The 23,600-nt window shown below is 57.4% G+C and carries 17 protein-coding genes and 4 pseudogenes; 5 read left to right on the top strand and 16 right to left on the bottom strand.

The features are described 5' to 3' along the window. Nucleotides 1-1,366 precede the first annotated feature (1,366 nt). A pseudogene (locus ACR0IK_RS23765) lies at nucleotides 1,367-1,618 on the top strand (transposase); the annotation flags it as partial. A 1,525-nt stretch (nucleotides 1,619-3,143) separates the two neighbouring features. Here ACR0IK_RS23765 and ACR0IK_RS23760 read toward each other — a convergent pair. Then, on the bottom strand, nucleotides 3,144-3,428 hold the full coding sequence (locus ACR0IK_RS23760) for a hypothetical protein (protein ID WP_480595310.1): 285 nt from the start codon (nucleotides 3,426-3,428) through the stop codon (nucleotides 3,144-3,146). Nucleotides 3,429-3,461: 33 nt separating this feature from the next. Here ACR0IK_RS23760 and ACR0IK_RS23755 point away from each other — a divergent pair, with 33 nt between their 5' ends. Both ACR0IK_RS23755 and lptF read left to right on the top strand, forming a co-directional pair. Next, nucleotides 3,462-3,656: a hypothetical protein gene (locus ACR0IK_RS23755; RefSeq protein WP_480643595.1), complete on the top strand. Its 195-nt coding sequence runs from the start codon at nucleotides 3,462-3,464 to the stop codon at nucleotides 3,654-3,656. Nucleotides 3,657-4,765: 1,109 nt separating this feature from the next. Then, entirely contained in the window at nucleotides 4,766-5,905 is a 1,140-nt protein-coding gene (gene lptF, locus ACR0IK_RS23750; protein ID WP_480643593.1) for an LPS export ABC transporter permease LptF, read from the top strand. Here lptF and ACR0IK_RS23745 read toward each other — a convergent pair. Further along, complete coding sequence (locus tag ACR0IK_RS23745) at nucleotides 5,902-6,729, bottom strand: LysR family transcriptional regulator (protein WP_480643592.1); 828 nt, start codon at nucleotides 6,727-6,729, stop codon at nucleotides 5,902-5,904. The two genes, lptF and ACR0IK_RS23745, sit on opposite strands and share 4 nt — an antisense overlap. A gap of 101 nt (nucleotides 6,730-6,830) precedes the next feature. On the opposite strand from ACR0IK_RS23745, the gene ACR0IK_RS23740 reads away from it, so the two are divergent. Further along, nucleotides 6,831-7,421, top strand: a complete 591-nt coding sequence (locus tag ACR0IK_RS23740; RefSeq protein WP_480595307.1) for an HD domain-containing protein — start codon at nucleotides 6,831-6,833, stop codon at nucleotides 7,419-7,421. Here ACR0IK_RS23740 and speB read toward each other — a convergent pair. The 10 genes and pseudogenes from speB to ACR0IK_RS23690 form a co-directional block, all read right to left on the bottom strand. Continuing rightward, entirely contained in the window at nucleotides 7,418-8,260 is an 843-nt protein-coding gene (gene speB / locus ACR0IK_RS23735) for an agmatinase (protein ID WP_480595306.1), read from the bottom strand. The two genes, ACR0IK_RS23740 and speB, sit on opposite strands and share 4 nt — an antisense overlap. Beyond that, nucleotides 8,257-9,426, bottom strand: coding sequence for a carboxynorspermidine decarboxylase (gene nspC, locus ACR0IK_RS23730; protein ID WP_480643591.1), 1,170 nt, complete (start codon nucleotides 9,424-9,426; stop codon nucleotides 8,257-8,259). Before nspC ends, speB begins: the two co-directional genes overlap by 4 nt. A gap of 84 nt (nucleotides 9,427-9,510) precedes the next feature. Continuing rightward, nucleotides 9,511-10,722, bottom strand: a complete 1,212-nt coding sequence (locus ACR0IK_RS23725) for a saccharopine dehydrogenase family protein (RefSeq protein ID WP_480643590.1) — start codon at nucleotides 10,720-10,722, stop codon at nucleotides 9,511-9,513. Between the two features lie 22 nt (nucleotides 10,723-10,744). Then, a complete protein-coding gene (gene speA / locus ACR0IK_RS23720) occupies nucleotides 10,745-12,634 on the bottom strand; it encodes a biosynthetic arginine decarboxylase (RefSeq protein WP_480643589.1) in 1,890 nt (629 codons plus the stop codon). Nucleotides 12,635-12,734: 100 nt separating this feature from the next. Then, nucleotides 12,735-13,817, bottom strand: coding sequence for a DUF1513 domain-containing protein (locus tag ACR0IK_RS23715; RefSeq protein WP_480643588.1), 1,083 nt, complete (start codon nucleotides 13,815-13,817; stop codon nucleotides 12,735-12,737). 3 nt (nucleotides 13,818-13,820) lie between these two features. Next, nucleotides 13,821-14,831: an imelysin family protein gene (locus tag ACR0IK_RS23710; RefSeq protein WP_480643586.1), complete on the bottom strand. Its 1,011-nt coding sequence runs from the start codon at nucleotides 14,829-14,831 to the stop codon at nucleotides 13,821-13,823. Nucleotides 14,832-14,834: 3 nt separating this feature from the next. Then, nucleotides 14,835-16,364, bottom strand: a complete 1,530-nt coding sequence (locus ACR0IK_RS23705; protein ID WP_480643585.1) for a di-heme oxidoreductase family protein — start codon at nucleotides 16,362-16,364, stop codon at nucleotides 14,835-14,837. Next, a pseudogene (gene bfr, locus ACR0IK_RS23700) lies at nucleotides 16,336-16,821 on the bottom strand (bacterioferritin). The gene ACR0IK_RS23705 and the pseudogene bfr overlap by 29 nt, the downstream one beginning before the upstream one ends. Beyond that, the gene (locus ACR0IK_RS23695) at nucleotides 16,769-17,062 is read right to left on the bottom strand and encodes a (2Fe-2S)-binding protein (RefSeq protein ID WP_480595299.1); all 294 of its coding nucleotides are present in this window, start codon (nucleotides 17,060-17,062) and stop codon (nucleotides 16,769-16,771) included. Before ACR0IK_RS23695 ends, bfr begins: the two are co-directional and overlap by 53 nt. 127 nt (nucleotides 17,063-17,189) lie before the next feature. Further along, nucleotides 17,190-18,461: an imelysin family protein gene (locus ACR0IK_RS23690; RefSeq protein WP_480643584.1), complete on the bottom strand. Its 1,272-nt coding sequence runs from the start codon at nucleotides 18,459-18,461 to the stop codon at nucleotides 17,190-17,192. Between the two features lie 231 nt (nucleotides 18,462-18,692). Between ACR0IK_RS23690 and ACR0IK_RS23685 the strand changes: the two genes are divergently transcribed. Then, entirely contained in the window at nucleotides 18,693-19,226 is a 534-nt protein-coding gene (locus ACR0IK_RS23685) for a ZrgA family zinc uptake protein (RefSeq protein ID WP_480595297.1), read from the top strand. Between the two features lie 436 nt (nucleotides 19,227-19,662). Here the strand turns inward: ACR0IK_RS23685 and ACR0IK_RS23680 are convergent, their stop codons facing one another. The 4 genes and pseudogenes from ACR0IK_RS23680 to ACR0IK_RS23665 all read right to left on the bottom strand — a co-directional run. Beyond that, nucleotides 19,663-21,120: a pyridoxal phosphate-dependent decarboxylase family protein gene (locus tag ACR0IK_RS23680; RefSeq protein ID WP_480643583.1), complete on the bottom strand. Its 1,458-nt coding sequence runs from the start codon at nucleotides 21,118-21,120 to the stop codon at nucleotides 19,663-19,665. Nucleotides 21,121-21,808: 688 nt separating this feature from the next. Then, a pseudogene (locus ACR0IK_RS23675) lies at nucleotides 21,809-22,351 on the bottom strand (NAD-dependent epimerase/dehydratase family protein); the annotation flags it as partial. Between the two features lie 42 nt (nucleotides 22,352-22,393). Then, complete coding sequence (locus ACR0IK_RS23670; protein WP_480643582.1) at nucleotides 22,394-23,497, bottom strand: alpha-hydroxy acid oxidase; 1,104 nt, start codon at nucleotides 23,495-23,497, stop codon at nucleotides 22,394-22,396. Then, nucleotides 23,497-23,600 (bottom strand): annotated as a pseudogene (locus tag ACR0IK_RS23665) (sulfopyruvate decarboxylase subunit beta); the annotation flags it as partial. The pseudogene ACR0IK_RS23665 and the gene ACR0IK_RS23670, both read right to left, overlap by 1 nt.

The following is a 23,600-nucleotide window of genomic DNA, read 5'->3' as shown; positions in this document are numbered from 1 at the left end:
CGTAAGTGTGCCTATCAATGTTGGTGTTCCTGAATTTGCTTCGCCAGGAACGGGCGTTAGGCCCGGGTCTCTTTCATAAAATCTCCATTGCGAGAGGCGACAAACCTCAAGCGTGCGGCTTAGGTAGTCTTCGATTTTTGAAACGTCAACCGGCATAGGGCAACGTAGCGATGCCGTGCGAGTAAATCTCGTCAGTGAAAGCGGGAGAAATAGCTGCGGTGCGGGATTGCGTTGGGTTCGAAGGCCCGTAGATTCTCGAAGAGCATCCCCATTATGTACGTTTCGCATCTCATTGTTGATGCTGTTTATCCGAACTAGTCACCACCAGCCGATTGAGGCTGCTCGCATCTCTCCGAAATTCACCGCGTTTTGTTTGAGGTTGATATAGTGACTGTGCCGGCGGAAAGCCGCGCCCTTTTCACAAGTGTCTAGGTCGCTGAGAACCAACCGAACCTCGACTGATTGATTAACGCAGAAACTTTCTCAAGCCTCGAGTTCTCATATGATTTCTCAAGTGCCTCGGCATTCAAACGAGGGACGTTTCTTGCCAAAAGCGCCAGTGGTGCTATTGCCAGGTCGGCTTGAGGAATTCAGTTGAAAGTCTTCTTCAAAATTTTGTCTCCGCTTGTGTGACCCGCATCACTGACGGTCCCGCCAGATCAGCCAATACTGACTACAGTTAATGAGTTGGCGTTCAAGGTATTATAAGAGCGCAGTATTTTTCATTATCCTCCCTGCGGACTGGGCGCGCTGAAATCATGCGCGCCCCCTTTTTTTAGTGATCGATCCACCAAGCGGGCAACACGCCCGACGATACAATGCGGCTACACGTCAAGCATCAGACGCCGAAACAAACACCGCACGCAGCTCCCGCTTTCATGGCATGGGCAAATATGTGCCGCCAGCGTAGCAAGTTTTCGCTACGTAAGCATGCAGCGACTATGCAAAGCGCGAAGTTTGACGTACTCCGAGGAAACCATTTTGATGGGGCTCAAAATGAAACTCAACGCACTTGAAGTTTGTTGCATCTTACTGGCCAGCGCAGTGGCCGTGGCCGGGTTTGTCGAAGCGGCAAACGCTGTGATTTCTGCCATCTGAACTTCTCAAACCCTAAGACCCCTGATGGCATCCCCAGGGCTAGGACACGCTTATTTATGTCTGGTGGTGTGATTCACCGTTCAAAAAACGAGCGGTGAAAATGTCTGATCCTTTCCGGCTGACAGATGTGCGGATAGCACGTCGTGAGCCCTGTTTTCCGCAGTCCCGCGGCAGACTTCGCGTAGATGGTCGGCGTGTAGTGAACGGAATTATTCTTATTAACCGTGGTGGTTTACGCTAGCGAGATGCACCCAAGGAGTACGGACCGCTCGGGGATAGAGGCTGCGATGCCAATTGCCTCAGAGAAGCCCTGAATTGGGACACGCGCATGTGCCCCTGGCCGGAAGCAACGCAAGGCCACCGACAAATATGACGAACACTCTACAAGCGGCATAACCGGATAGAGATCATGTTCGGCAGGCTCAAGGGCCGGAGGCGTGTCGCAACCAGACAAGATAGGTGCCCAAAGGTAATCCTTTCCGCCATCTCTTTCACCGCAACTGTCATGTTCTGGCTATGAAACAAGAATGAGTCCGAACCTTAGCCGCTAATTCACCTGTTGGCGAATACGTTAACTGCAGCCTACTGCGAGAAGGCTAACTTTGCTGGAATCAATATGGCTTGGGAAAGGACAGCTTTTCCGTTCGAAGTAAGACGTTGGATGGTGGCGGGTCCATGGAAACTTCATGCCGCGCGAAGTGGCAATAGGTAACGCTTACCGCTTCCCTGTATCCGCCTCATATCGGATCTATGGCCAAATGACTCAATCGATTCCCCCGTGACTTCCACAAGGAACTAGAAACCCGCCCAGTCGACGATTGGTAGGCGGCGTTGCACGTCTGGGCAAAGCATCACGGGTTCGGGTAGAAGCTGCAATGGTGGTGACCGTTACCGGGCGTAACCGGCGACTTGAATTTGAGACGGTACAACGCGCGAACCTAAGATCATTGGGCGGCGACTTAAGATTGGATAATGCGCAATACTGTCCTTAGCCGGAAAATTGTAGGGATGGTCTCAGAAAAAAATAGGGGCTGGACGAGGGGGTAAAGCCAGCCCCTATCTTTTTCTCAAGGGGGTGTGTGGTATTTATGATTCTAAAATACCCAGTTTACGCAAAGCCCGATATTGGGGGTTTCCCGTAGGGACTTGGATTCTAGCGAATCGAGCTGTTTCCGGGATGCGAACGGTGAGTTTCACAATGAACCGTGGACACAATTTAGACACAATGCGATCTTGGCAACGTGGGCGGCATGTCTTTATTTTAGAACGTTCTGGTTTTTCAAACTGGATTAGAGGGGGTTAGTTAGTTCGGCATGTCGCCCCACGAACGCTGTAGTTCTCTGAAAATTGATCGAATTGCGGGTTTTGAATGCTGGTGCAACGCTGCATTTTTAATCTAAGCGTCGCAATTGGAACAAGTAGCTCTGGCATCAGTTTCGAGCGGCGCGCCTTATAGGGGTTTGCGATTTCAACGAGGGGGTATGAGTTCGGCGCGTCGCACCCCAAACACGCGCAGTCAAACTCACTTGGCACCCCGGAACAGGGTCACACTCGCCCCAATTCTCTTTCCTACTTGCGCGCCCGTTCGATCAAAACGGCGCATGAATTCAACGCCGGTCTCACCTTCAGTTCGAACCAAGGTGACAGTTTACTTGAAACCTGATTACGCACCAGTTTATAGGACCGGGGGGGCCACTGAGTTCTACTTGGCGACACCAAGCAAATCTGCTGAGCGCAGTGTTTTGTCGGCGGCTCCAAATCGGAGGAGGCTCAAGCTGGTGCGCCAATAGTTGGCTATTGCGGCATGGCCGAGGGGGAATGTCCGGCTGCGAATGTGCCCGTGAATGGACAGACGGACTACCAATAGACTGATGGCGTCTTACGCGTTGCAACAAATGGACAGCCAAGGGCATTCGCAATCGGTCGCGTAAATCTCAGCCCCTTCATCGGCGGATGGAACCCGGTCTCGATTCCTCGCTTCTGCACCAACCTTGAGCCTTTCCCAATGATTGCTTTTCAGCACACCACGCCCAGAATGGGCGCAGCTAACTGACCACAGCACCGACCCCGGATCGGCGACGACTTTTTGCTGACGTGAGACTGGAAGTCCTGACCGTGATGGAAAGAAAGCTCGGTCGCCCGAAGGCGCCAATGCGGTACTTTGCCCAAACATCCCAAACAGATTGTATGTCATGCCAATCCCGCAACTCGTCCTCTCGCGCTGAATTATAGGCGCCGAACGATTCTGAAATGGTTTTGGTGCTGTTGTCTGAGCGCACGGTACGAGTTTGTGCTTTGCCTTCCTCAGCCGCCTTGCGGGCTTCCTTCACGCTGATATCCGGGAACGTGCCAAGGTTTTAACGATGGCGGCGCTGACCGCGCGGAATAGCTACTTCTCAGAAATATTTGCTGCGCTTGCCAATTCTCAGGACCAGCCCGCGTACAACTTTGTCGCGGACTTCGTAACCCTTATCCTCGGACTTCAGGACCTCTGGTTTGCTTTCGCTCAGACAGAATTTGATCTTTTTTGTGCGTTGGACAGGTATGCCCTCGACTAGTCACAGAAAGCTAAATCCCGCAATTTCATACTGTTAGGTGCGGGCAGATATCCAGCGGTAGATAATTCCCGCAAACTCCAAAACCGTAGATCGCGGGTTCGAACTCTGCCACCCCTGCCATTCCACCAGTCCCATGGAAATAGCATTGCCTGCAGGGGCAGGGGGCATTGCGTAGTGCGTCTGGAATCTGTGTTAATCAGTACCGCCCTGGTAATGAAAGACTTAAACTCAGAAATTTTCACCACAAAGAGGCTGGCCACCTTGTTCCTCGGGCCGGCAATGCCAGATCCCCGACGCTTGTGTCATGCCGTGAGGGCATTGTATTCGCGTCCTGACCATCGATTGTCAGAGAGAGGTCCTTGTAGAAAACCTTGCTGTCGAACCGCCTGCGATGGGATGTGGTTCTGCTGCGTTTTCCCTCCGGAACATCGCGCTTGTATTGTGCGGCGCAATAACGTGGACCTTGGGTTTGGGAGACATCCCCAACAGTGGCAATATACCGTCGTCAACAAAATGGGGTTCGACCGTTTTGGCGTCGTCCCGATCCCGGTCATAGGTGTGAAGTGATCCATCGCTGGGCCAGTCACACGCAATGACCGCGCCATAGTAGGCATTGGGCCTGACGCCGGATTCTGTTTTCTCCAAACGATCCAGCATGTCCTTCTGGCTGGTGTTGAAGCCGTAAACACAGATCAGGCCCGCCTTGTCTCTGCCTTGTTAAAGCACAAGGCCTAGCCATTTCGCCTTTTGACTATGCTGCCCTTGCGAATGCTGCCATCCGCGTTCTTTTTCGTAATGTTGACGTATCTCGTTTTTACCGCTGGTGGCAGAGTGAATTTTTTCTTCTCGGAATTGTAAGTGCGGTGGGAAATAACAGTGCCATATAAAAACTCCATTCTGCGTAATCCCCAAATTCTGACACGAAAGGACGTTTCCGCAAAATCCCAGGCGTTGAGCGTAACAGTAGAGAAAACTGCCCGGTTTCGTGCAACGGGCTGCGGAAACGCTTAAGGGGTAATATCGGTTGGCGCGATCCGGCCAATCCCGGTTTCCTCTGCCACCGGAATGGCATAAGGTCCTGCCCACTACGAACACGCGGATGAGGATACATGTCGCGCTTTGATGGATACTTCCTGCGGCAATTGCTGATTCTGTTCGGCTTTTTCACCCTGGTTCTGGTCGGCGTATTCTGGATCACCCGATCCGTCAGCCTGTTTGATCGCGTGATCAGTGGCGGGCAATCGGCCATGGTGTTTTTGGAATTTACCGCCTTGACCTTGCCGACGCTGATCCGGACGGTGATGCCAATGGCAGTGTTCGCCGCTGCTGTCTATGCCACCAACCGTCTCAGCCGCGAAAGCGAGATGACGGTGATGTTGGCCACCGGCTCAAGCCCTTGGCGTCTGGCGCGGGCTGTCTTTCTGTTTGGTCTGGTGGCCGGGTTGATGATGGCCGTCATCAGCGTTTTTCTACGCCCGGCCTCGGTCGAGCAGCTTGAACAGCGTCAGGCCGAGGTTGCCGGCGACGTCACGGCGCAGTTGCTGAACGAGGGCGAATTTCTGCACCCCGCCTACGGTGTCACGGTCTATATCGGCAAGATCGATCTGGACGGCACCTTGTCCGAAGTGTTTGTCTCGGACCGGCGTGATCCGCTGAACCCGGTCAGCTACTCATCAAAGACGGCGTATCTGGTCAACAACGATACCGGCATTCACCTTGTTATGCTGGACGGGATTGCACTGCGTCTGGATCAGCAGGGGCTGACCTTGTCCTCGACCCTGTTCGAAGACGCCTCGTACGATATTTCCCAGCTGACCAATTCCACCAATATGGCCAAGCGCAGCCTTGAAGCCATTCCAACGATCGAGCTTTTACAGGACCGAGATACCATTAGCGCGGCAGAAGAGTTCACCAAAGGTGAGCTAATCGACGAATTGCACCAGCGGTTTTCCTGGATTGCCATCTGTATTGCAGTTGCGCTGGCCGGGTACGCAACGCTGATGCTGGGCAGTTTTTCACGTTTTGGACTGTGGCCACAGATTTTGGGCGCTTTTACCATTCTGGTCCTGCTTGAAGGCGTGCGTGGCTTTGTTTCGCCCGTTGTGATTGACGATCCGAACCTGTGGGGCTTGCTGTATCTGCCGGCGGTCATTGGTATAGCTATCTCGAGCCTGTTCCTGCTGATCGCGGGGCGACCTTTGATGCGCAGACGTTACAAGGATGCGCCGGGCGCGCTGTCCCGGGGTTAGTTCGTAGCGCGTAGATCGGTTAGACAGTTCAGGATGTCCTCGCAAATGGCGCTGTCGTGGCGGGTCACCAGGTACAGCGGCAGCATCAGGTCGATGGCTCCGGTTACCGGGATCAACTCACCTGCCGACAGGTGATCCCTTATGACATATTCCGGGAAATAACCGGTCCCGCCCCGCCGCAGGACATAGCGCAAGGCCATCAGGCAATTGCCCAGAAACACGGTTTGCCCCGCCGCTTGACGCGCTGCCGCGCGTACGTGATCCTGATACACCTCGCCCAGTTCTAGATTGATAAAGACCGGATCGCCCGTGGCCGGGGTTTCAACCAGCATCAGACGTTCGGGGTTCAACTCGTGCGCCTGAATGCGCGGGTCAGTGGGCTGTTCGTGGGTCAGCGCTGCGTCCAGAACCTGGGTGGCGACCGCGTCTATCATGTTCAGGTCGTGATCATAGTTCAGCGTCAGCAACAGATGCCCAACGCGCTTTTCGAACCGCACGGCCAAATCAACCAGTAACGGGTCCCAGATGCTCAGCTGCGCTCCAAGGCGCAGAGCCACCCGGTTCTGCGTTTGCGCGGGCAGGTCATGAGAGGCAAAGGACCACAGCGACAGCATCTGTTCCGCATAGGGCCGGAACTGTCGCCCGAAATCGGTCAGACTAGTGCCACCGGCGCCGCGCGTGAAAAGCGGCTTGCCGGTTTCCTCTTCGATAAGCCGAATGCGGGCGCTGACAGCCGTCTGGGTTACGTTCAGCTTGCGGGCCGCGGCGTGAAACCCACCGGTCTCGGCCACGCACAGAAAGGTCTCGATTGCCTTGAGTTGCATATCGAAAGTATTTTTTCATTAGTCTGATAAAATCAATTTATTTTTTTGAGTATCAGATACGAGCTATTCTGATGCCAACCGATTAGCCAAAGGACCGCGCCATGCTGGACAAAAGCCACAAACCCACCTGGACCAGTTTTGAAGAGGCCACAAAGGCCGACTGGGACGCCGTTATGGAGTATGAAGAGAGCTTCAACGCCGCCCTGCCTGACCGGATTCTGGATGCGATCCGCTCGTTGGACGAAGACTGGACGCCCTATCCGGTCAACCGTTATCAGCACAGTCTGCAGGCCGCGACCCGTGCCTATGAAGACGGAGCGGATGAGGAACTGGTGGTTGCGGCCCTGATCCATGACACTGGCGATATCCTGTCGCCCTATAATCATGGTGAGCTGTCGGCGGCGATGATGAAGCCCTATGTCAGCGAGAAGACCTACTGGATTCTCAAGCATCACTGCGTGTTCCAGGGCTACTACTACAACCACCACCTTGGCGGTGACCGCAACGCCCGCGACAAGTACCGCGACAGCCCCTATTGGGAGGACTGCCGCTATTTCTGCCACGAATACGATCAAAAGGCATTCGACCCGGATTACCCGACCAAACCGCTGGAGTTCTTCGAGCCCATGCTGCGCCGAATCTTGGACAAGGGTGAGGGTCACATGGAACTAAATGAGACCGCCGAGGATTAACAGGCGGCCATCAGCCGATAGACGATCTGAGCTGCAGTGAAATCCCAGGCGGCATTGCCATCCGGGGCCAGCTCGACCACGTCGAAGCCTACGCATTTGCGGCCCTTCAGGGCGTGTTCGACCAGCCGCAGCGCCTGATAATAACCCAGCCCGCCGGGGACCGGTGTTCCTGTGGCGGGCATCTGGGATGGGTCCAGACCATCAACGTCAAAGCTGACATAGACCAGCGCGGGAAAATCCTCGGGCAGGTCAACGGCGTGGATGTTGCCGGTGACCAGTTCCTCGGCATCCACATGGAAGACGTGGTTCTTCAGGCGGCTTTTGGCCTCTTCGGTGGAAAAGGCGCGGACGCCGAATTGCGCCAAACGGACACCTTCCTCGACCAGCAGATGCATGACCGAAGCGTGAGAGTGTTTTTCACCCTGATAGGCATCGCGCAGGTCGGCGTGGGCGTCGATCTGAACGATGCCGATCGGCTGGTTCAGAGCGCGGGCCACCCCCATGACCGCGCCGTAGCTGAGCGAATGCTCACCGCCCAAAGTGACCGGCACCTTGCCCGCGCGGATGGCGGCCTCGGTGCGCTGGGCGAGGCGCTCCATGATTTCGGACAGCGACGCGTCACAATCCACGGGCTCTTCGGTAAATATGCCTTCGACACAGGGCTCGGCATGGCCGGTGATGCGTTCCAACTCGTTGCTCGCCTCAAGGATGGCTTCGGGGCCTTTGGCCGTGCCCGAGCCGTAGGACACCGTGCGTTCCAGCGGCACCGGGATAACACGGAATTTTGCGTCTTCAGTACGCTCGGACGCAGCCAGTTCACTGTCGAGGAAAATGCTCATGAGAGTCGGTCCCTAAAGTCGTCATAGCCGAACTGTTTGATGATCTTCAATTCGTCCGTTTCGCTGTTCCACAGGGCAATTGTAGGAAGCGGAACGCCGTTGAACGTGTTGGTCTTGACCATCGAGTAATGCGCCTGATCGAGGAAGGCAAAGCGCTGCCCGATATCCAGCGGCCTGTCCCACGTGTAATCGCCGATCACGTCACCAGCCAGACAGGATGGTCCACCCAGACGATAAGTGTGACCGGCATCCGCCTCGTCCATCAGCGCGGGGCGATAGGGGGCCTCGATCACGTCGGGCATGTGGCATGTGGCCGAGATATCGGTGATCGCGAGGGTCATGCCATTGGTGGGCAGATCGAGGATTTCTCCGACCAGAATTCCGGCATCCAGCGCCACGGCCTCACCGGGTTCCAGATAGATATCGATGCCATATGATTCACGGATGCCCTTGATGAAAGCGACCAACCCGTCGCGGTCATAGTCATCGCGGGTGATGTGGTGGCCTCCGCCGAAATTCAGCCATTTCAGCTGGCCGATATAGGGCGCAAGTTTGGGTTCCACTGCGGCCCATGTGCGCTGCAGCGGTTCGAACCCCTGTTCGCAGAGTGTATGCATGTGCAGACCGTCAACTCCGATCAAGGTCTCGGCGGTCAGTTGGCTGACCGGCATGCCCAGACGCGAGCAGGGAGCGCACGGGTCGTATTTCGCGACCTCGCCCTCGGAATGTTCCGGATTGATGCGTAGGCCGACCTGGACACCGGCGGCCTGAGCCTTGGCGAGGAACCGGTTCTTTTGTGCCGGAGTGTTAAAAATGATGTGGTCGGACAGCGACAGGATTTCGTCCATGTCGGCGTCCTTGTACCCGGCGCAAAAAGTTGCGACTTCGCCGCCGTACTCCTCACGGCCCAGACGCGCCTCGTAGATGCCGCTAGCGCAGGTGCCGTCGAGGTGCTGGCGGACCAGCCGGGCCAGCGAGAACATGGAAAACGCCTTGAGCGCACTCAGCACATGCGCGCCGGATCGGTTGCCGATATCGGCGAGAATTGTCAGGTTGCGTTCGACGGCCTTTTCATCGACCACGAAACAGGGAGTGGGCACGCGGCTGAGGTCGAAATTGCGGAAGGCTCCGGCATCCCCGGCCTGTGTGGTCATCATATCTGCCATAATCGGCGTCTCCGTCGAGTGAAGAGGCCGGGGGCTTTGCCCCCGGACCCCCGAGGTATTTGGGGCCAGATGAAGCTGGGCGGATCAGAAATCGACCGGGCCGTCGAGTTCGTGGACCTGCCATGGGAGCCCATGGGTATTCAGCATGTCCATGAAGTCATCGGGGTCGAGCTGTTCCATGTTCCAAACGCCAGGCTCGGTCCAGTTGCCCTTCAGGACTTGGGCTGCACCGATCATGGCAGGGACGCCGGTGGTGTAACTGACGGCCTGTGAGCCGACCTCACGATAGCACTCTTCGTGGTCGCAGATGTTGTAGATGTAATAGGTCGTCTCGCCCGAGCCGTCCTTGGCCTGACCCGTGGCGATGTCACCGATGCAGGCTTTGCCCTTGGTTTCCGCGCCCAGATCGCCGGGGTCGGGCAGCAGGGTTTTCAGGAACTGGATCGGGATGATTTCCTTGCCGTCATGCATCACCGGGTCGATGCGGGTCATGCCGACATTTTCCAGAACCTTGGCGTGGGTGATATAGGCGTCGCCGAAGGTCATCCAGAAACGGGCGCGCTCGATCTCGGGGAAGTGGGTGCTGAGGCTCTCCAGTTCCTCGTGATACATCAGGTACATGTTCTTGGGGCCGATGGCGGGGAAGTCGAACTCGACCTTATGGGTCATGGCGGGGGAGTGTTTCCATTCGCCACCTTCCCAGTGACGCACTTCGGCCAGCACTTCGCGCAGATTGATCTCCGGGTTGAAGTTGGTCGCAAACTCCTGATCGTTCGAGCCGCCATTGGCGTCCAGCACGTCAATCTGGCGGATCGTCTCAAGCTTGTGCTTCTTCAGCCACTTGGCAAAGACGGATGTAACACCCGGATCGAAGCCCGAGCCGAGGATGGCGGTCAGACCAGCCTCTTTGAACCGTTCCTGATAGGCCCATTGCCAGTGGTATTCGAACTTGGCCTCATCCTCGGGCTCATAATTCGCGGTGTCGAGGTAGTGAATGCCGGCCTCAAGGCACGCATCCATCAGCACCAGATCCTGATAGGGCAGGGCGAGGTTCACGAGGATCTCCGCACCGGTCTCTTTGATCAGCTTGACCGTATCCTCGACCTTGTAGGCGTCCAGTTCGGCGGTTGCGATATCGACGCCCACGCGCTCTTTCACTGCTTTAGCGATGGCGTCGCATTTCGACTTGGTTCGGCTGGCCAGAGTGATCTCGGTGAAGATGTCCGAATTCATCGCCATCTTGTGCACAGCGGCGTGGGATACGCCGCCCGCGCCGACAACCAGTGTTTTTCCCATGGGGTAATCTCCTCTCAAGGGGTTATTCGTAATAGGTGTAGCCGTTGATCGAGTCGCGATAAGCGCTCATCAGGGTTTTGCGGTCCTTGGCTTTCAGAGTATCCGTCGAGATCGCCTCGTCCACCATTTTGCGGAAGGCGGCGACGCAATCTTGCGGGTCAAACTCGACATACGACAAGACCTCGGAAATCGTGTCGCCTTCCTGTTCGTGCAGCAGGTCGAAACCGCCATCGGCGCGCAAGTCGATGGTGACGACGTTGGTATCCCCGAACAGGTTGTGCAGATCGCCCAATGTCTCCTGATAAGCGCCGACGAAGAAGACACCCATGAAATACTCGCCTTCCTCGGGCAGGGAGTGCACCGGCAAGCTGGGTGAAACGCCATCTGCCAGGATGAACCGGTCGATCTTGCCGTCGCTGTCGCAGGTGATGTCGGAAAGCACTGCGCGACGGTCCGGCGTCTGGTTCAGGTTTTGCAGCGGCACGATCGGGTGAAGCTGGTCGATGGCCCAGACATCGGGCAGGGATTGGAACAGCGAAAAGTTGCAGTGATAGATATCGGCGACCTTCTCAAGCTGGTCGTCCACATCGGTTTCCATCTCGTCGCTGGCCGCCAAAGCCTTGATCCGGGCCATCAGGGACAGATAGATGCGCTCGCCCCGAGCCATCTGGCGCAGGTCGACATAGCCGCGGCGGAACAGGGCGCGCAGTTCGTTGCGATAGAAATTGGCGTCATTCCAGCATTCCTGAAGCCGGTCGCAGGACAGGTAACCCTGCACTGCCGCCAAGTCCGAAAGGATATGGTGATCGTCGTTCTCGACATCCGGGGCGGTTGCCGCGTCATAGAGCGTGCTTTCCAGCACGTTGAAAACCAGCATCGAGGATGTGGCCACCACCGCGCGTCCGCTTTCGGTAACAAGCGTCGGGTGCGCAACGTCGGCCTCGTCCATCGCGTACGCGACGGTTTCTACCACATTGGCGCAATATTCCTCGACCGTGTAGTTGATCGAGTTTTCGGCTGCCTTTTTCTCGCCCGTATAGTCGACGCCCATACCGCCGCCGAGGTCCAGATGGGTCAGCGGTACGCCCTCACGGGTCAGTTCGGTGTAATAACGGCATGCCTCGCCTACCGCGCGGCGTACGTCATTAACGTCCTGCACCTGCGATCCAAGATGTGAGTGCTGCAGCTTCAGGCAATGCAGCAGGCCAGCGTCTTTCAGCTTGTCCACGGTTGCGACCAGTTGGTCGGTATTCATGCCAAAGGCCGAGCGGTCGCCCGAGCTTTCCTCCCACTTGCCGCTGATCTGGTTGGTCAGCTTGACCCGCACGCCTAGCAAAGGTTCGATGCCCAGCTCGTTATAGACCCCGATCACCGTGTCAGCCTCTTTCGGGCTTTCCAGCACGATGACCGTGTTGAAGCCGATCTTGCGGCTGAGGATCGCCAGTTGGATGAACTCGGCATCCTTGACGCCGTTGCAGACGATCAGGGCCTCGCGCGACAGGCGATGGGCGAGGGCGATCACCAATTCCGGTTTGGATCCGGCTTCCAGCCCGTATTGGTATTTCTTGCCAAACTCGACAATCCGGTCGACCACCTGCGCCTGTTGGTTCACCTTGATCGGAAACACACCGCGATAGGTGCCCTTGTACCCGGTTCGGGCGATGGCATCACGAAAGCTTTCGTTGATATGGGCGATCTCGTTTTCCAGATACGAGCTGATGCGCAAAAGCATCGGCGCCTTGATGCCACGTTCGTTCAGGTCGTGCAGGATACCGGGCAGGCTGATCGCCGCCGCTTCAGGTGCCATTGGATTGCGCAGACCGATCTCGCCATCCTCCGTCACCTCGATGAGGCCCTTGCCCCATTTTTCAACCCCGTAGATGGAATGCGGTGCGTCGGGCGTCTGTTTCAATCAAGTCGGTCCTTAACGTGGGAGTGCCAGTTTTGCGCCCGCCAATACGGCAGCAGTTCGATTCGTCCAAGTGTAATCTATGTGACGGGCTTTGCCGAATTTAGGCGGTCGGGCGAATTGGGATCAGATGATTGTCCCATTGGCAGTCCGGGCGGGCGGAGATTTGGACCCCAGAGGTCAGCTCGCCGACGATTCCGGTGCCGGTGGTGAAGACAAAACCTTTGGGTCCGTGGCCCAAGCCGCAGACGTCCTCCAGCGGGAAGGCGCCGGTTAGCTCGACGCTTGCCACGTGGAACCGGTGTAGGGCGCTGCCACGGGGACAGGTGATGGCAACGGCCTCTCCGTCACCGGAAAAGGCGATGCTGCCGGCATAGCCTTGCAATGTGCTTTGCTTGGCGTCAGGGGCCGACAACAGGCGCGGTGCTTGGCCGCGACGGTGCAGGCCCAGTAACGGCGGATGTTGTGCCTTGTCCCCCTGCCATTGCATCGCGAACGCCACCAGCCCGTCTTGGCGCACGGCCAGATGCCGGATCGAATTCTTGTGCAGGTTCTGCGACAGTTCCACCTGTTCCAGAACCGTACCGTTCAGGTCCAGATAAGACAGGCGCGGTTGCATGGTCGGCAGGTTCAGTTTGGTGCGGCCGGTTTCGGGGTGGGTTTCGATGCCGCCATTGGCGATGACCAAGGTCTCCCCGTCAGGCATCAGCCGCATGTCATGCGGGCCAACGCCGCCCGAGGGGAACTCACCCAGACGTCTATAATCGGAGGTGTCCCAAATGCCGATCACGCCCCCTCCGGCCTCGTAGTTGTTCTCGGTTGTGAAAAGCTGCGTACCATCGGGTGAGAAAACGCCGTGACCAAAGAAATGGCGGCCTTCGGGGGCGGTTAGCCGTGTGAGTTCGGTGCCTGTGGCGCAATCAATGACCAGCGCGAAGGTGCCGGGGCGGCGCGCAAAGGCCACTGCTTGCGCGCGGTAAGGATGGGCCGCAGCCGCATGGCCGCGCGCGGGCAGGGGAAGAGAGAACAGGACATCTCCGCCCGTAGTCAACCCGGCCAGACGGTAGCTTCCATCCGGAAACAATGCGGTGGCCAGATAATCCGGTGCTCCGACCGAAGCCCAGCCGCGCAGAGGGGCCAGGCTGCTTGCGGCCAGTCCGGCCAGAAAATGTCGGCGGCTTGGCATGGGTCAGTCCCCGTCCAGCGAATTGAATCCGGCGCTGATGCCCAGCGTCGGACCAAGATCGGACGAGGCGATCTCGCGGATGTCGTTGATCGACTGCCGCAGCGCCTCGACCCGGAACCGGCCCTGCGGATCAGCCACGCGTGCAAGGGTCGGATCATCCAGCGACTGCGCGCGGGTGATGGCTTTGTCGAATGCGCTATCCAGATCAGCCGTGATATCGGGGTGATCGGCCGACAGGTGCGCGGCCAAATCACGCAGCGCAATCAGGGACAGTTCCACATGGCGCAGGGATCGTTCAGAGCGACGCGCCTCGGCCCGGTTGGGGCGGGGGCGGTCGAATGTGCCCATCGGGCGGCCTAGCCGGGTGTCGCCGGTGAATTCCAGACCGGTGACCAGCGCCTTGTAGAGCTCTTGCATCGCTTCATCGCCAGATCGGTAGGGGCTGTTTTCGCCCGGTTGTGTCAGAGCGTTTGCGAAGTTTGCCCAATCTTCATCCATTGCGCGGGCGTTCAGGTCGATATCGGTGGCTATGGCCTGAATCAGCGCGCAGCGATAAGCGTCGCTGCCCTGATCTGAAAAGCGGGGATCGAAAAGCATCTGTTCCAACGCAAAGAACCCCCGTCCGGCGATCGAGGTTTCCGCAAAGGTCGCGGGGGTTTTGACGGCGTCGTCTTCGATGGCGATCAGACCGGACAGGGCCTTGGGCGTGAAGCCTTTGGTGTCAGGCCAGAAGGCCAGCGCAAAGGCCCGGTCACCGATTTCCGAGGGGCCAAATCGCATGTGGCTGACCGAAATCCAGTCGTCAAAGGCGGTGTGATAGGCCGCGCGCAATTCGGGCGACGTTGCGGTGCAATTGGCCTGCGCCACTTGCGCCAGAGCTCCGGTTGCGCCGGAAAGCGCTGCGAAGCCGGGCAGAATATGTTCTTCGACTGTTGCGTTCAGGATCGGACCGCGATCCTGCGCCAGCGACGGGAAGGGCAGCGTCAGGGCAAGGGCAAAAGCTAGGAACCGCATTAGTCAGAGGCTTTCGAGGAAACGGATCAGAGCATCACGGTCGGGCTTGGGCATTGCCACAACCGTATCGCGGGCGGCCTGAGCTTCGCCTCCGTGCCACAGGATGGCCTCGAGCAATGTTTGCGCGCGTCCGTCGTGCAGGAACTGAGTGTGGCCGGAAACCGTTCGGGTCAACCCAATCCCCCACAACGGTGGTGTGCGCCACTCGCGCCCGGTGGCGCGGGCCTCGGGGCGGTCATCGGCCAGCCCTTCGCCCATGTCATGCAACAGCAGGTCGGAATAGGGCCAGATCAGCTGAAAACTGTGTTCGGGCCGGTCTTCCATGCGATGGGTGACAAAGGCAGGTGTGTGGCAGGACTTGCAACCGGTGTCGTAAAACACTTCTTTTCCGCGCAACACCTTCGGATCATCCACATTTCGCCGTTCCGGGACGCCAAGATTTCGGCTGTAGAAGGCCACCAAATCCATGCCGATTTGATCGACTTCAAACACGCGGGTGTCCCCATCGCCATGCGGGGCGCTCACGCAATGCACCTGGGCATCGGTGCAATCGCCATGACCCGCAGGGTAGAGCGGACTAGATATACCGATATCGCCGGAAAAGGCCGCTGCCGATTGCTCCATGATCGTCGGCATACCCGCTTTGAGTCCGAACCGGCCCAGCATAGGCACATCAAATTCCTTGGACCAGACGATGTTCGGGCGTCCGGAGATGCCGTCCCCGTCGGCGTCATCGGGATCGGCGTTGGCCAGCAAGTCCTCGACCGGGATCGCCTCGAGCAGACCCAGACCGATCATCTGTGGTGCCACGCGCGGGCTGATCATGGCCTCGGGGTGCAGTGGACCGTATCCCAAATCCGTCGCCTGATAGATCGGCTTGCGCAGGGTGACGGTTTCACCACCGGAAAGGTTTACGGGGACCTCATCATAGGTAATGTCCAGTCGGTACTCCGCCGCGTGGCCGGGCAAGGCCAGGTCCTGCATCTGACCACCATAGTTAGGGTCGGGCTGCGTGGCGATAAAGTCCTCAATCTCTTCGTAGGCATCGCCGCCCGGGATCGAGACGCGCAGGAACATGGAGGTCGCATTGTCGCCAGGCCCGGCGGGCGTGTGGCCGCGCCCGTCCTTGATGTGGCAGCGCTGGCATGAGCGCGCGTTGTACAGCGGCCCCAGCCCGTCCGACGCCAGGGTCGACGCGGGCGAAGATACCCAGATTTTCTTGAACAACCCGTTGCCGACCTTGAAGTCCAGCTCCTGCTCAAAACTCAGGTTGCCGGAAGGTTGCGAGAACGCATCCGCATCTGTGCGCGCGCGGACGGTGGCGGCCCCGGCGGGCAGGTCCTCGAACCGTTGAGGCGCGCTGAAATCAGTGGGTGCCACGATGACATTGGCGATCCGGGTGCGCTCATCCTCGGTTCTGGGTTCGAAATTGAGGTGAAGATCCTGCAGTTCGGCTGCGCGGGGCTGGGTGGCCGCAAGCGCGGCTACCGACAGGACGGCGAAGCTATTCGCTATCGTCCTTTTTCGATGCATTAAGTTGCGCATAATTGGCTTTGCCAATCCTTTCGTACAGGTCGAGCTGTGTTTCGAGGAAGTCGATATGTCCTTCTTCATCCTTGAGCAATCCCTCGAACAGCGACATAGAGACGTAGTCGCACACCTCGTGGCAGAACTCGCGTGCCTCGGCATATAGGGCACGAACGTCTAGTTCCGCGGCGACGTCGCAATCCAGTGTCTCTCTGGGGGTCCCACCGATTCTCAGCGGGTCAAGTTTCTGCAGGTTGGGGTGGCCTTCCAGAAAAATGATCCGTTCGATCAGCTTGTCCGCGTACTCCATTTCCTCAATGGACTCTTCGCGGCACTTCTTAGCCACATGACCCAGGCCCCAATCCTCTTACAGGCGGTTGTGCAGCCATTCCTGGCTGACGGTCGACGACTCATGCCGCAGAGATTTGTTTAAGTATTCTATGACGTTGGCGTTGCCCTTCATCTGGATCCTTCGGTTTGGCCCCGGTGCGTAACGCGCGGAGTTGCATGGGTACTTCCAGATTATCGTTCGATCGCATGGTGTCTAGAAAAAGCGGCATGCAGCCGCCACAATCCGCGGATTTACCGAGGGCGTGATAGACCTTTCCGGGGGTAATAATTGCCTGAGCGTCTGACGCCCGCATCCAGTCAATCGCTGCGCGGATTTCGTGGTCAGTGATGTTGGTGCAGTGGCAAACGATCATGGCGATTCAAAGCTCGGTAGGTTTCTTACTATTTTAGTAAGTTATATTCTTCGCGTCCAGACACAAACTTGCGTGATCAGATTAACCGGAAGCATGAATTCGCCCATGCTTCCGGCCAGGGTTAAGTTCAATGGAAAACCGCGTCCGGGTTATCCAGGCTTTCCGAACCTTCAAAATCGATTTGATCCAGTTCCAACACATTCACGATGCGCTCGATGGTCTTGGTCTGATCGACCAGACCTTCAACGCCGCCCATGATCAGCAGCTCACCGCCTTCATTGCCGCGTTCCAGCATCTGATCGTAGGCGAAACCGGCTTCGGCGGTCGATTTCAGACGACCCAGCGCCTGCATGGTGTTGGCCAGCTTGACCTTCATCTCGGCGTCCAGCGACGGATCGGAGGCGATCACCAGTTCCGACAGCGATGCGCCGGAAACCGGGGTGCCGTCGATGCGGGTGTAACTGCCCAGATAGACGTTCTGAATGCCCAGCCCATCATAGTAGTGGCTGTTATGGGTGTTGTCCGAGAAGCAATCATGCTCTTCCTCGGGATCGTTCAGCATCAGGCCCAGACGCATCCTCTCACCTGCCTGCTCACCATAAGAGAGCGAGCCCATTCCGGTCAGGATGGCACTCACGCCTGCGGTTTCATCTGCAGAAAGGGCAGCGCGTGCTTCGCCGCCTTCTTTCCACTGGTCTGCCATCCATTCCAGATCGCTGATCAGCAACTCTGTCGCGGCGCTCAGGTATTGAGCACGACGGTCGCAATTGCCGCCGGTGCAGTCGTCCCCCTGGGCGTAATCGGTATACGGGCGGTTGCCCGCACCGGCACCGTGGCCGTTCATGTCCTGCCCCCAAAGCAGGAATTCGATGGCATGGTAGCCGGTGGCAACGTTTGCCTCGATCCCGTCGGCTTCGTGCAGGGTTTCGGCCAGGAGCTCGGGGGTGATTTCGCTGGCGTCGATGGTCGTGCCTGACAGCTCAAAGCTGGCGTTGGCGATCACGTTCAACGCGGCGAACTCGTTTTCATCGGTCGGGCCGCCGTAATTGGCGTCGACATAGTCAATCAGGCCTTCATCCAGCGGCCATGCGTTCACCTTACCCTCCCAGTCGTCAACGATGGCGTTGCCAAAACGGTAAACCTCGGTCTGCTGATAGGGTACGCGCGCGGCAACCCAAGCGGCCCGTGCCGCGTTCAGGGTAACATCGGACGGTTCGGCGATCAGGGCGTTCACGGCCTCGTGCAGGGCTTTGGCCGCGATCAGGCTGTCATCATATTTGGCTTCGGCAATGTTCGCGTAGGTGGTCAGAACATCAGCTTTCGACGGTGCGTCGGCTGCACCGGCTGCGGACGCGATGCTAAAGGTCAGGGCGCTGGTGGCAGCAAAAAATCGGGTCATGGGGGTGACACTTTCCTGTCTGGTACAATTTCACAGACGCCGCCTGTGCGACGCATATGGCGCAAAAGCTGAGTTATTTAGTCAGTTATGTCAACCTGAGTTTTATACTCAGATTAGCTGATCTTTGCCCTCCCCATATTTGGCGGGGCCGCTGGCCCCGAGCCTAGATTGCGCCGCTTTTGAAAAATACTAAGATAAAACCTGTGATTCCCTGGTAGGTGGTGCCTGTTTATGAGATGCGCAGCTCTCGCCCTGACTTTGGTTCCTGCGGTCGTTCTGTCGCAGACGCAAGCCGGGATTGAGCACGAACATGGCACGGGGCATCTGGATATCGCGGTCTCAGAGGCTGAGTTATCGTTGTCGCTTGCGGTGCCTGCTACGGATATCATCGGCTTTGAGCGCCCGGCGCAAACCGACGAGGATCGGGCCATGGTCGCCGGTGCGATTTCCGATCTGTCCAAACCGTTGGAACTGTTTGTCCTGCCGGAAGGCGCGGCCTGTTTCACGGCAACGGCCAATGTCACACTGCTGGCAGAAGGGCTTGGTCCCGAGGCCGACGTCGCCGCGGCAGCAGATCAGGAACAGCACACCGAATTTCAGGCCGACTACCGGATACAATGCCAGGCGATCAATCTGATCGATGCTATCAGCTTCTCGTATTTCGAGCGGTTTCCGAACGCCCTGAAACTGATTGTCGAGATTGATCGGTCCGGCGAAATCCAGGTGCACGAGGTTACGCGATCCATGTCGAACCTGCCCCTGTAGGCAAACGATGCAGCTTGTAAGTGGCGGGCAAGGTATCCTTCGTTATTTAGGTCAGATTGAACTCACTCATCTGGAGATCCCGGATTAACGATCAGATCGCAGAGTTTCCGATCAGCAACGCTGTCACCGTTGCATTCATTGAGAAAACTCTTTGCTTTTCCATGTCCCAAGCACTGTCAGCGGCGGGCTGACGAATGGGCGCTGGAACGGTGCGGGCGTTCTCGGGAGTTTCAGGGTGGGCGAAGTTTGCGTACCAAGGGCAGTCTACGAGGGGTGCTATCGCGGTGGTGGCAGCGATCTGAACGGCGCCTGGGGCTCAAGCCGTGGATTGGGGAGCGGAACTGGCCAGTCGGTTTTGGCTGGATCGTCCCCTACGTCAACGAAGAGTCCGATGCGATCGCTGACCTCGCAACCCTTACTCGGCCTGCAGAGACCTCTAGTGGACTTTCTCGGCAACGATCTCTTCGCCGATGCGCACCACGTCGCGCAAGAAGCCGTCAATGTCCTCGTGCCTTGTGCGGTGGTTGTTAAAGGCGCAACGGAGGCCATGCTTGCCCTGCACAGTCGTATCTGATGGGACAGCAAGGCCGCGTTCCTGAAGCCGCAACATGATCTCGGTGTTGAGGTTCTTGGCCGTATCCTCATCCGCCGCCGTATAGCGGAAGCAAACGATGTTAAGGTCTACCGGAGCAACCAGTTCCAGCATCGGATGCGCTTCGATCTGACGCGCCATGTACCGCGCGAAAGCAATGTCCTGAGAAATAAGGCGTCCGAACTTGGCGGCACCCTGTTCCTTGAAAGCCATCCAGATTTTCAACGCTCGGAAACCACGACTGAGTTCCAGGCCATAGTCGGCAAGGAACTTACCTGCGAGCATCCCACGTTCCTGGATTTGAAGATAGTCACCATGCATTTCGAAGGTTGCGAAATGCGCCTCGGGATCCTTGATCAGAACGGCTCCAGCCTCAAAAGGTGCGTGTAGCCATTTATGTGGATCGATTGCGACAGAGCCGGCCCTCTCCATGCCGGACACAAGATGCGCGTGGTCCGGGGCAAGACGTAGAACACCGCCAATACACCCATCCACATGGAACCAAAGCCGCTCTCGTTCACAAAGATCGGCAAGTGCGGTCAGGTCATCTATTGCGCCGGTGTTTGTGGTCCCCGCCGTCCCGATGACGCAGGCTGGCTGCAATCCCTGCGCGCGGTCTTCGGAAATTGCTGCCTCCAGCGCATCGAGTCTGATCCGCTGGTGGCCATCGCTCGGGACCTCCACAAGTGCTTTTGCGCCAAGGCCAAGGGTTTCGAAGGCCTTTTGATGACAGCTATGAACCTGATCAGAAGCATAAAATCGCAGCGGCTTTTCCATGGCGGCGATGCCTTCCGCGCGCACATCATAGCCGGCAGCGAGGTTCCGGATGACCGTATGCGCAACGAGGTTCGCCATGGACCCGCCGCTGGTCAGGGTTCCACTGGCATTTTCAGGAAAGCCAGCGATTTCCTTCAACCAATCGACAACCTGCTGCTCGACCTGCGCCGCACCGGTGTTACCACCCCCGAGATTGCTTCCCTCCACAGCGGCAAGGAAATCACCCAATGCTCCTGTGAAGTTGCTGGCTCCCATGTACCACCCCCAGAAACGGGGATGGATATTTCCCATAGGATAGGCACGCACGAGCGCAAGATAGTCGCTATAGACCTGTTCCAAAGGGCAGGGGGCGTCTGGCAAGCCAGCCTTGAGACGAGAGCGAACGTCGTCGGGCATTGGGCGCCAAACGGGGCGCTCGCGCACCTGCTCCAAATGATCGATGGCCTCATCCACCACGATATGCGCGAGCGCGCGGGCTGCCTCCCAATCGTCAGGATCGAGCGTTTCCTCTTTGATATTGCCCATTTGCCGCGTCCCCCCTCTCGTCAATTGGAGAGTGCGGGAGATTTGCCTTCAGAGCAATCTCTTCTTGGCCCAGGTGTTCCGCTCGGACGGCTCTGGCCCGATGCAACAGTGTCGGAAAAGCCTGAGTGCTAGTTGGTCGGATGGCAATTCTAAGCAGTCGCGACCGTTGTGTAACTTACAACCTAAAAGGAGACCCTGATCAATCGCTGTACGATCTGCAGAAAGTACCTGAGATCAGTTTTGCGGCAATTGATGAGAAGCGTATTCGGGGCAACGAACTCGAAAAGATGGGAGCATTCGTTGAGGGTGGGCAGCTTTGGATGAAGAAAAGGCAATTGACTGAGTGGCGACTGCTCCGACGCTCAAATTAGAACGAGGTGTAGGTATAATGATGGTAGGGCGAGGTGGATTTGGAGAATCCCTCAATCAAATCAATGCTGCAAGACGTATTTGGTGGCTGAGGTCCGTTTAGCACACAATTTCCACACAATAACACTCTGTAAAACAAAGGTTCCTCGGCCCTCGAGACGACGACGTGGTTATTATTCGTGGCGATCCACCGGTTTTTGGCCGGACTGTTCAAGTTGCAGGAAGTCTATGAACTGCAAATCTCTCTGTTTTGAGGGCTACAATAGCTCTTGAGCTGCCTCGAACGTCAGGGCGCATCGAGTATTGCAAGTCGCGACCATCACCAATGCGGAAAGCGTCTCTCAAGATACTTAACGATGCGAAATGAGAAAAGCCTTTTGACTGAGGTTCTAACTGCGATGGTGGGTGTCATTTTTGCAGGGCTTCCGTCTTGCGGATCGTATCCGATTTTTCTTTTTGTTTCGGTGTTATCCCAACACATGCCGGGGTTGTCTGACATAAGATTTAAGGCCGCAAACGCGACGTCTTTGGTGTCTATCGCTGCGCGCATGCCGTTTAGAAAATCCGGATCGCTCAGCCACATCTCCTGCCCCCAGCGACCCATCGCCATATGAGGTCCAGGCTTGTTGTCATGGGTCCATTGGGTCCAGCCGATGCGCAGGCAGATAACCGAAAGCCCATGATGCCGCGCGAAGTAAGCGCCGGTCCGTTCGCAAAACAACTTTGACATGCCGTAGGCGTTTACCGGCCCCAGAGGCGTGTCGCTGTTTAACTCATCCATGGTGATACGCTTGTCCCCGTGGACCCAGTTCGAACTGGCAAGAACCACACGTTTGACGCCCATCGCGACTGCATGGTGGTAGAGCGTTTGGGTTCAATGTCCCACAAAGTCGCGCTTGCGTTACTAAAGAGAATTGTCACAATTCGGCATAATCTGTCCGGTTTGGGCCATGGCAATACTCAACTCTTGGCTAAGAACATCCCACATTTGCTCCAAACCTGCCTCTCCGGCAGCTGCGATAGCAAACTGCAGTATCCTTCCAACAAAGACAAAGTTGGCCCCAAGTGATAGGGCCTTAAGAACGTCTTCTCCTGACCGTATCCCGCTGTCGTAGAAGAGGGGAAAACCCGACCCCAGGTCTGAGCGAATACTTGAGAGCACTTCTATCGGCGCGGGGGCTGCTTCCAGCTGCCGCGCACCGTGGCTTGAAACTTGAATGGCATCAACGCCTGCAGACATCAACGCGCGGGCGTCCTCGCTGTCCAGCACCCCTTTCACCACCAGTTTTCCAGGCCAGAGATCCCGCAGCCGGGCCAGTGTGTCCCATGTGGCTCGGGCTCGGCTCTCGGCGCGGTCGAAGTCATAACCCTCCATCTTGAAATTCGCCATTCCCGGCCTGCCTGCAAAAAGCGTCTTAAGCGACCAGCCGGGATGCATGGCGAAGTCGAAAAACTGCCTGGGGCCGATTCGGAAGGGCATTGTGAACCCGTGGCGCAGCTCACGCGGCCGACGGCCGACTTCGGGAACATCGACTGTCAGCACAAGGGTTTGGTATCCGGCAGCCTTGGCGCGTTTGGCCAGCTTGAAAGTGCCGCTGCCGTCGCCGCTGAAGTAAAGCTGGAACCAAGCATATCCTTGTGCCGCCTCCAGGATGGTTTCAAGCGGGGTGGAGGCAACGGTTGAGACGCCATGAGGTACACGGTAGCGTGCCGCCAGCCGCGCCAGCATCAGGTCGGCACCTGGAGCGGCCAGATTGCACATACCCATGGGTGCGATGCCAAAGGGGCGGTCGGCGTCGGCACCGAAAACCTGTACCGCCAGGGACCGCCGGCTGACGTCGCGCAGGATGCGGGGACGTAGGGTGATGGCATTCAGGGCCGCACGGTTGCGAGCCGCTCCGGCCTCCTGCCCGGCGGCGCCATCGATATAATCAAACACCATCCAAGGGAGCCGCCGCTGGGCAAGGCGGCGAGCATCCTCAGCCGAATGGATTGCGCCTGTGCCCATCAGCCGGCCACGGCCTTCATGAACCGGTCGCGGATCACGACCGGATCCATGGTGATCACCGGCATCTTGGCGTTGCCGCTTTCGCACTTGCTGACGATGATGG

The sequence above is a fragment of the Ruegeria sp. BF7 genome (assembly GCF_056538605.1).
The sequence above is the reverse complement of the archived record's forward strand: the minus strand, read 5'-3'. Positions and strand labels throughout refer to the sequence as shown.

Excerpts from the sequence above, each read along its gene's own strand:
- ACR0IK_RS23755 (WP_480643595.1), top strand. The coding sequence starts at position 3,462 with ATGGCGGCGCTGACCGCGCGGAATAGCTACTTCTCAGAAATATTTGCT.
- lptF (WP_480643593.1), top strand. The coding sequence starts at position 4,766 with ATGTCGCGCTTTGATGGATACTTCCTGCGGCAATTGCTGATTCTGTTC.
- ACR0IK_RS23745 (WP_480643592.1), bottom strand. The coding sequence starts at position 6,729 with ATGCAACTCAAGGCAATCGAGACCTTTCTGTGCGTGGCCGAGACCGGT.
- ACR0IK_RS23740 (WP_480595307.1), top strand. The coding sequence starts at position 6,831 with ATGCTGGACAAAAGCCACAAACCCACCTGGACCAGTTTTGAAGAGGCC.
- speB (WP_480595306.1), bottom strand. The coding sequence starts at position 8,260 with ATGAGCATTTTCCTCGACAGTGAACTGGCTGCGTCCGAGCGTACTGAA.
- nspC (WP_480643591.1), bottom strand. The coding sequence starts at position 9,426 with ATGGCAGATATGATGACCACACAGGCCGGGGATGCCGGAGCCTTCCGC.
- ACR0IK_RS23725 (WP_480643590.1), bottom strand. The coding sequence starts at position 10,722 with ATGGGAAAAACACTGGTTGTCGGCGCGGGCGGCGTATCCCACGCCGCT.
- ACR0IK_RS23715 (WP_480643588.1), bottom strand. The coding sequence starts at position 13,817 with ATGCCAAGCCGCCGACATTTTCTGGCCGGACTGGCCGCAAGCAGCCTG.
- ACR0IK_RS23710 (WP_480643586.1), bottom strand. The coding sequence starts at position 14,831 with ATGCGGTTCCTAGCTTTTGCCCTTGCCCTGACGCTGCCCTTCCCGTCG.
- ACR0IK_RS23705 (WP_480643585.1), bottom strand. The coding sequence starts at position 16,364 with ATGCATCGAAAAAGGACGATAGCGAATAGCTTCGCCGTCCTGTCGGTA.
- ACR0IK_RS23695 (WP_480595299.1), bottom strand. The coding sequence starts at position 17,062 with ATGATCGTTTGCCACTGCACCAACATCACTGACCACGAAATCCGCGCA.
- ACR0IK_RS23690 (WP_480643584.1), bottom strand. The coding sequence starts at position 18,461 with ATGACCCGATTTTTTGCTGCCACCAGCGCCCTGACCTTTAGCATCGCG.
- ACR0IK_RS23685 (WP_480595297.1), top strand. The coding sequence starts at position 18,693 with ATGAGATGCGCAGCTCTCGCCCTGACTTTGGTTCCTGCGGTCGTTCTG.
- ACR0IK_RS23680 (WP_480643583.1), bottom strand. The coding sequence starts at position 21,120 with ATGGGCAATATCAAAGAGGAAACGCTCGATCCTGACGATTGGGAGGCA.
- ACR0IK_RS23670 (WP_480643582.1), bottom strand. The coding sequence starts at position 23,497 with ATGGGCACAGGCGCAATCCATTCGGCTGAGGATGCTCGCCGCCTTGCC.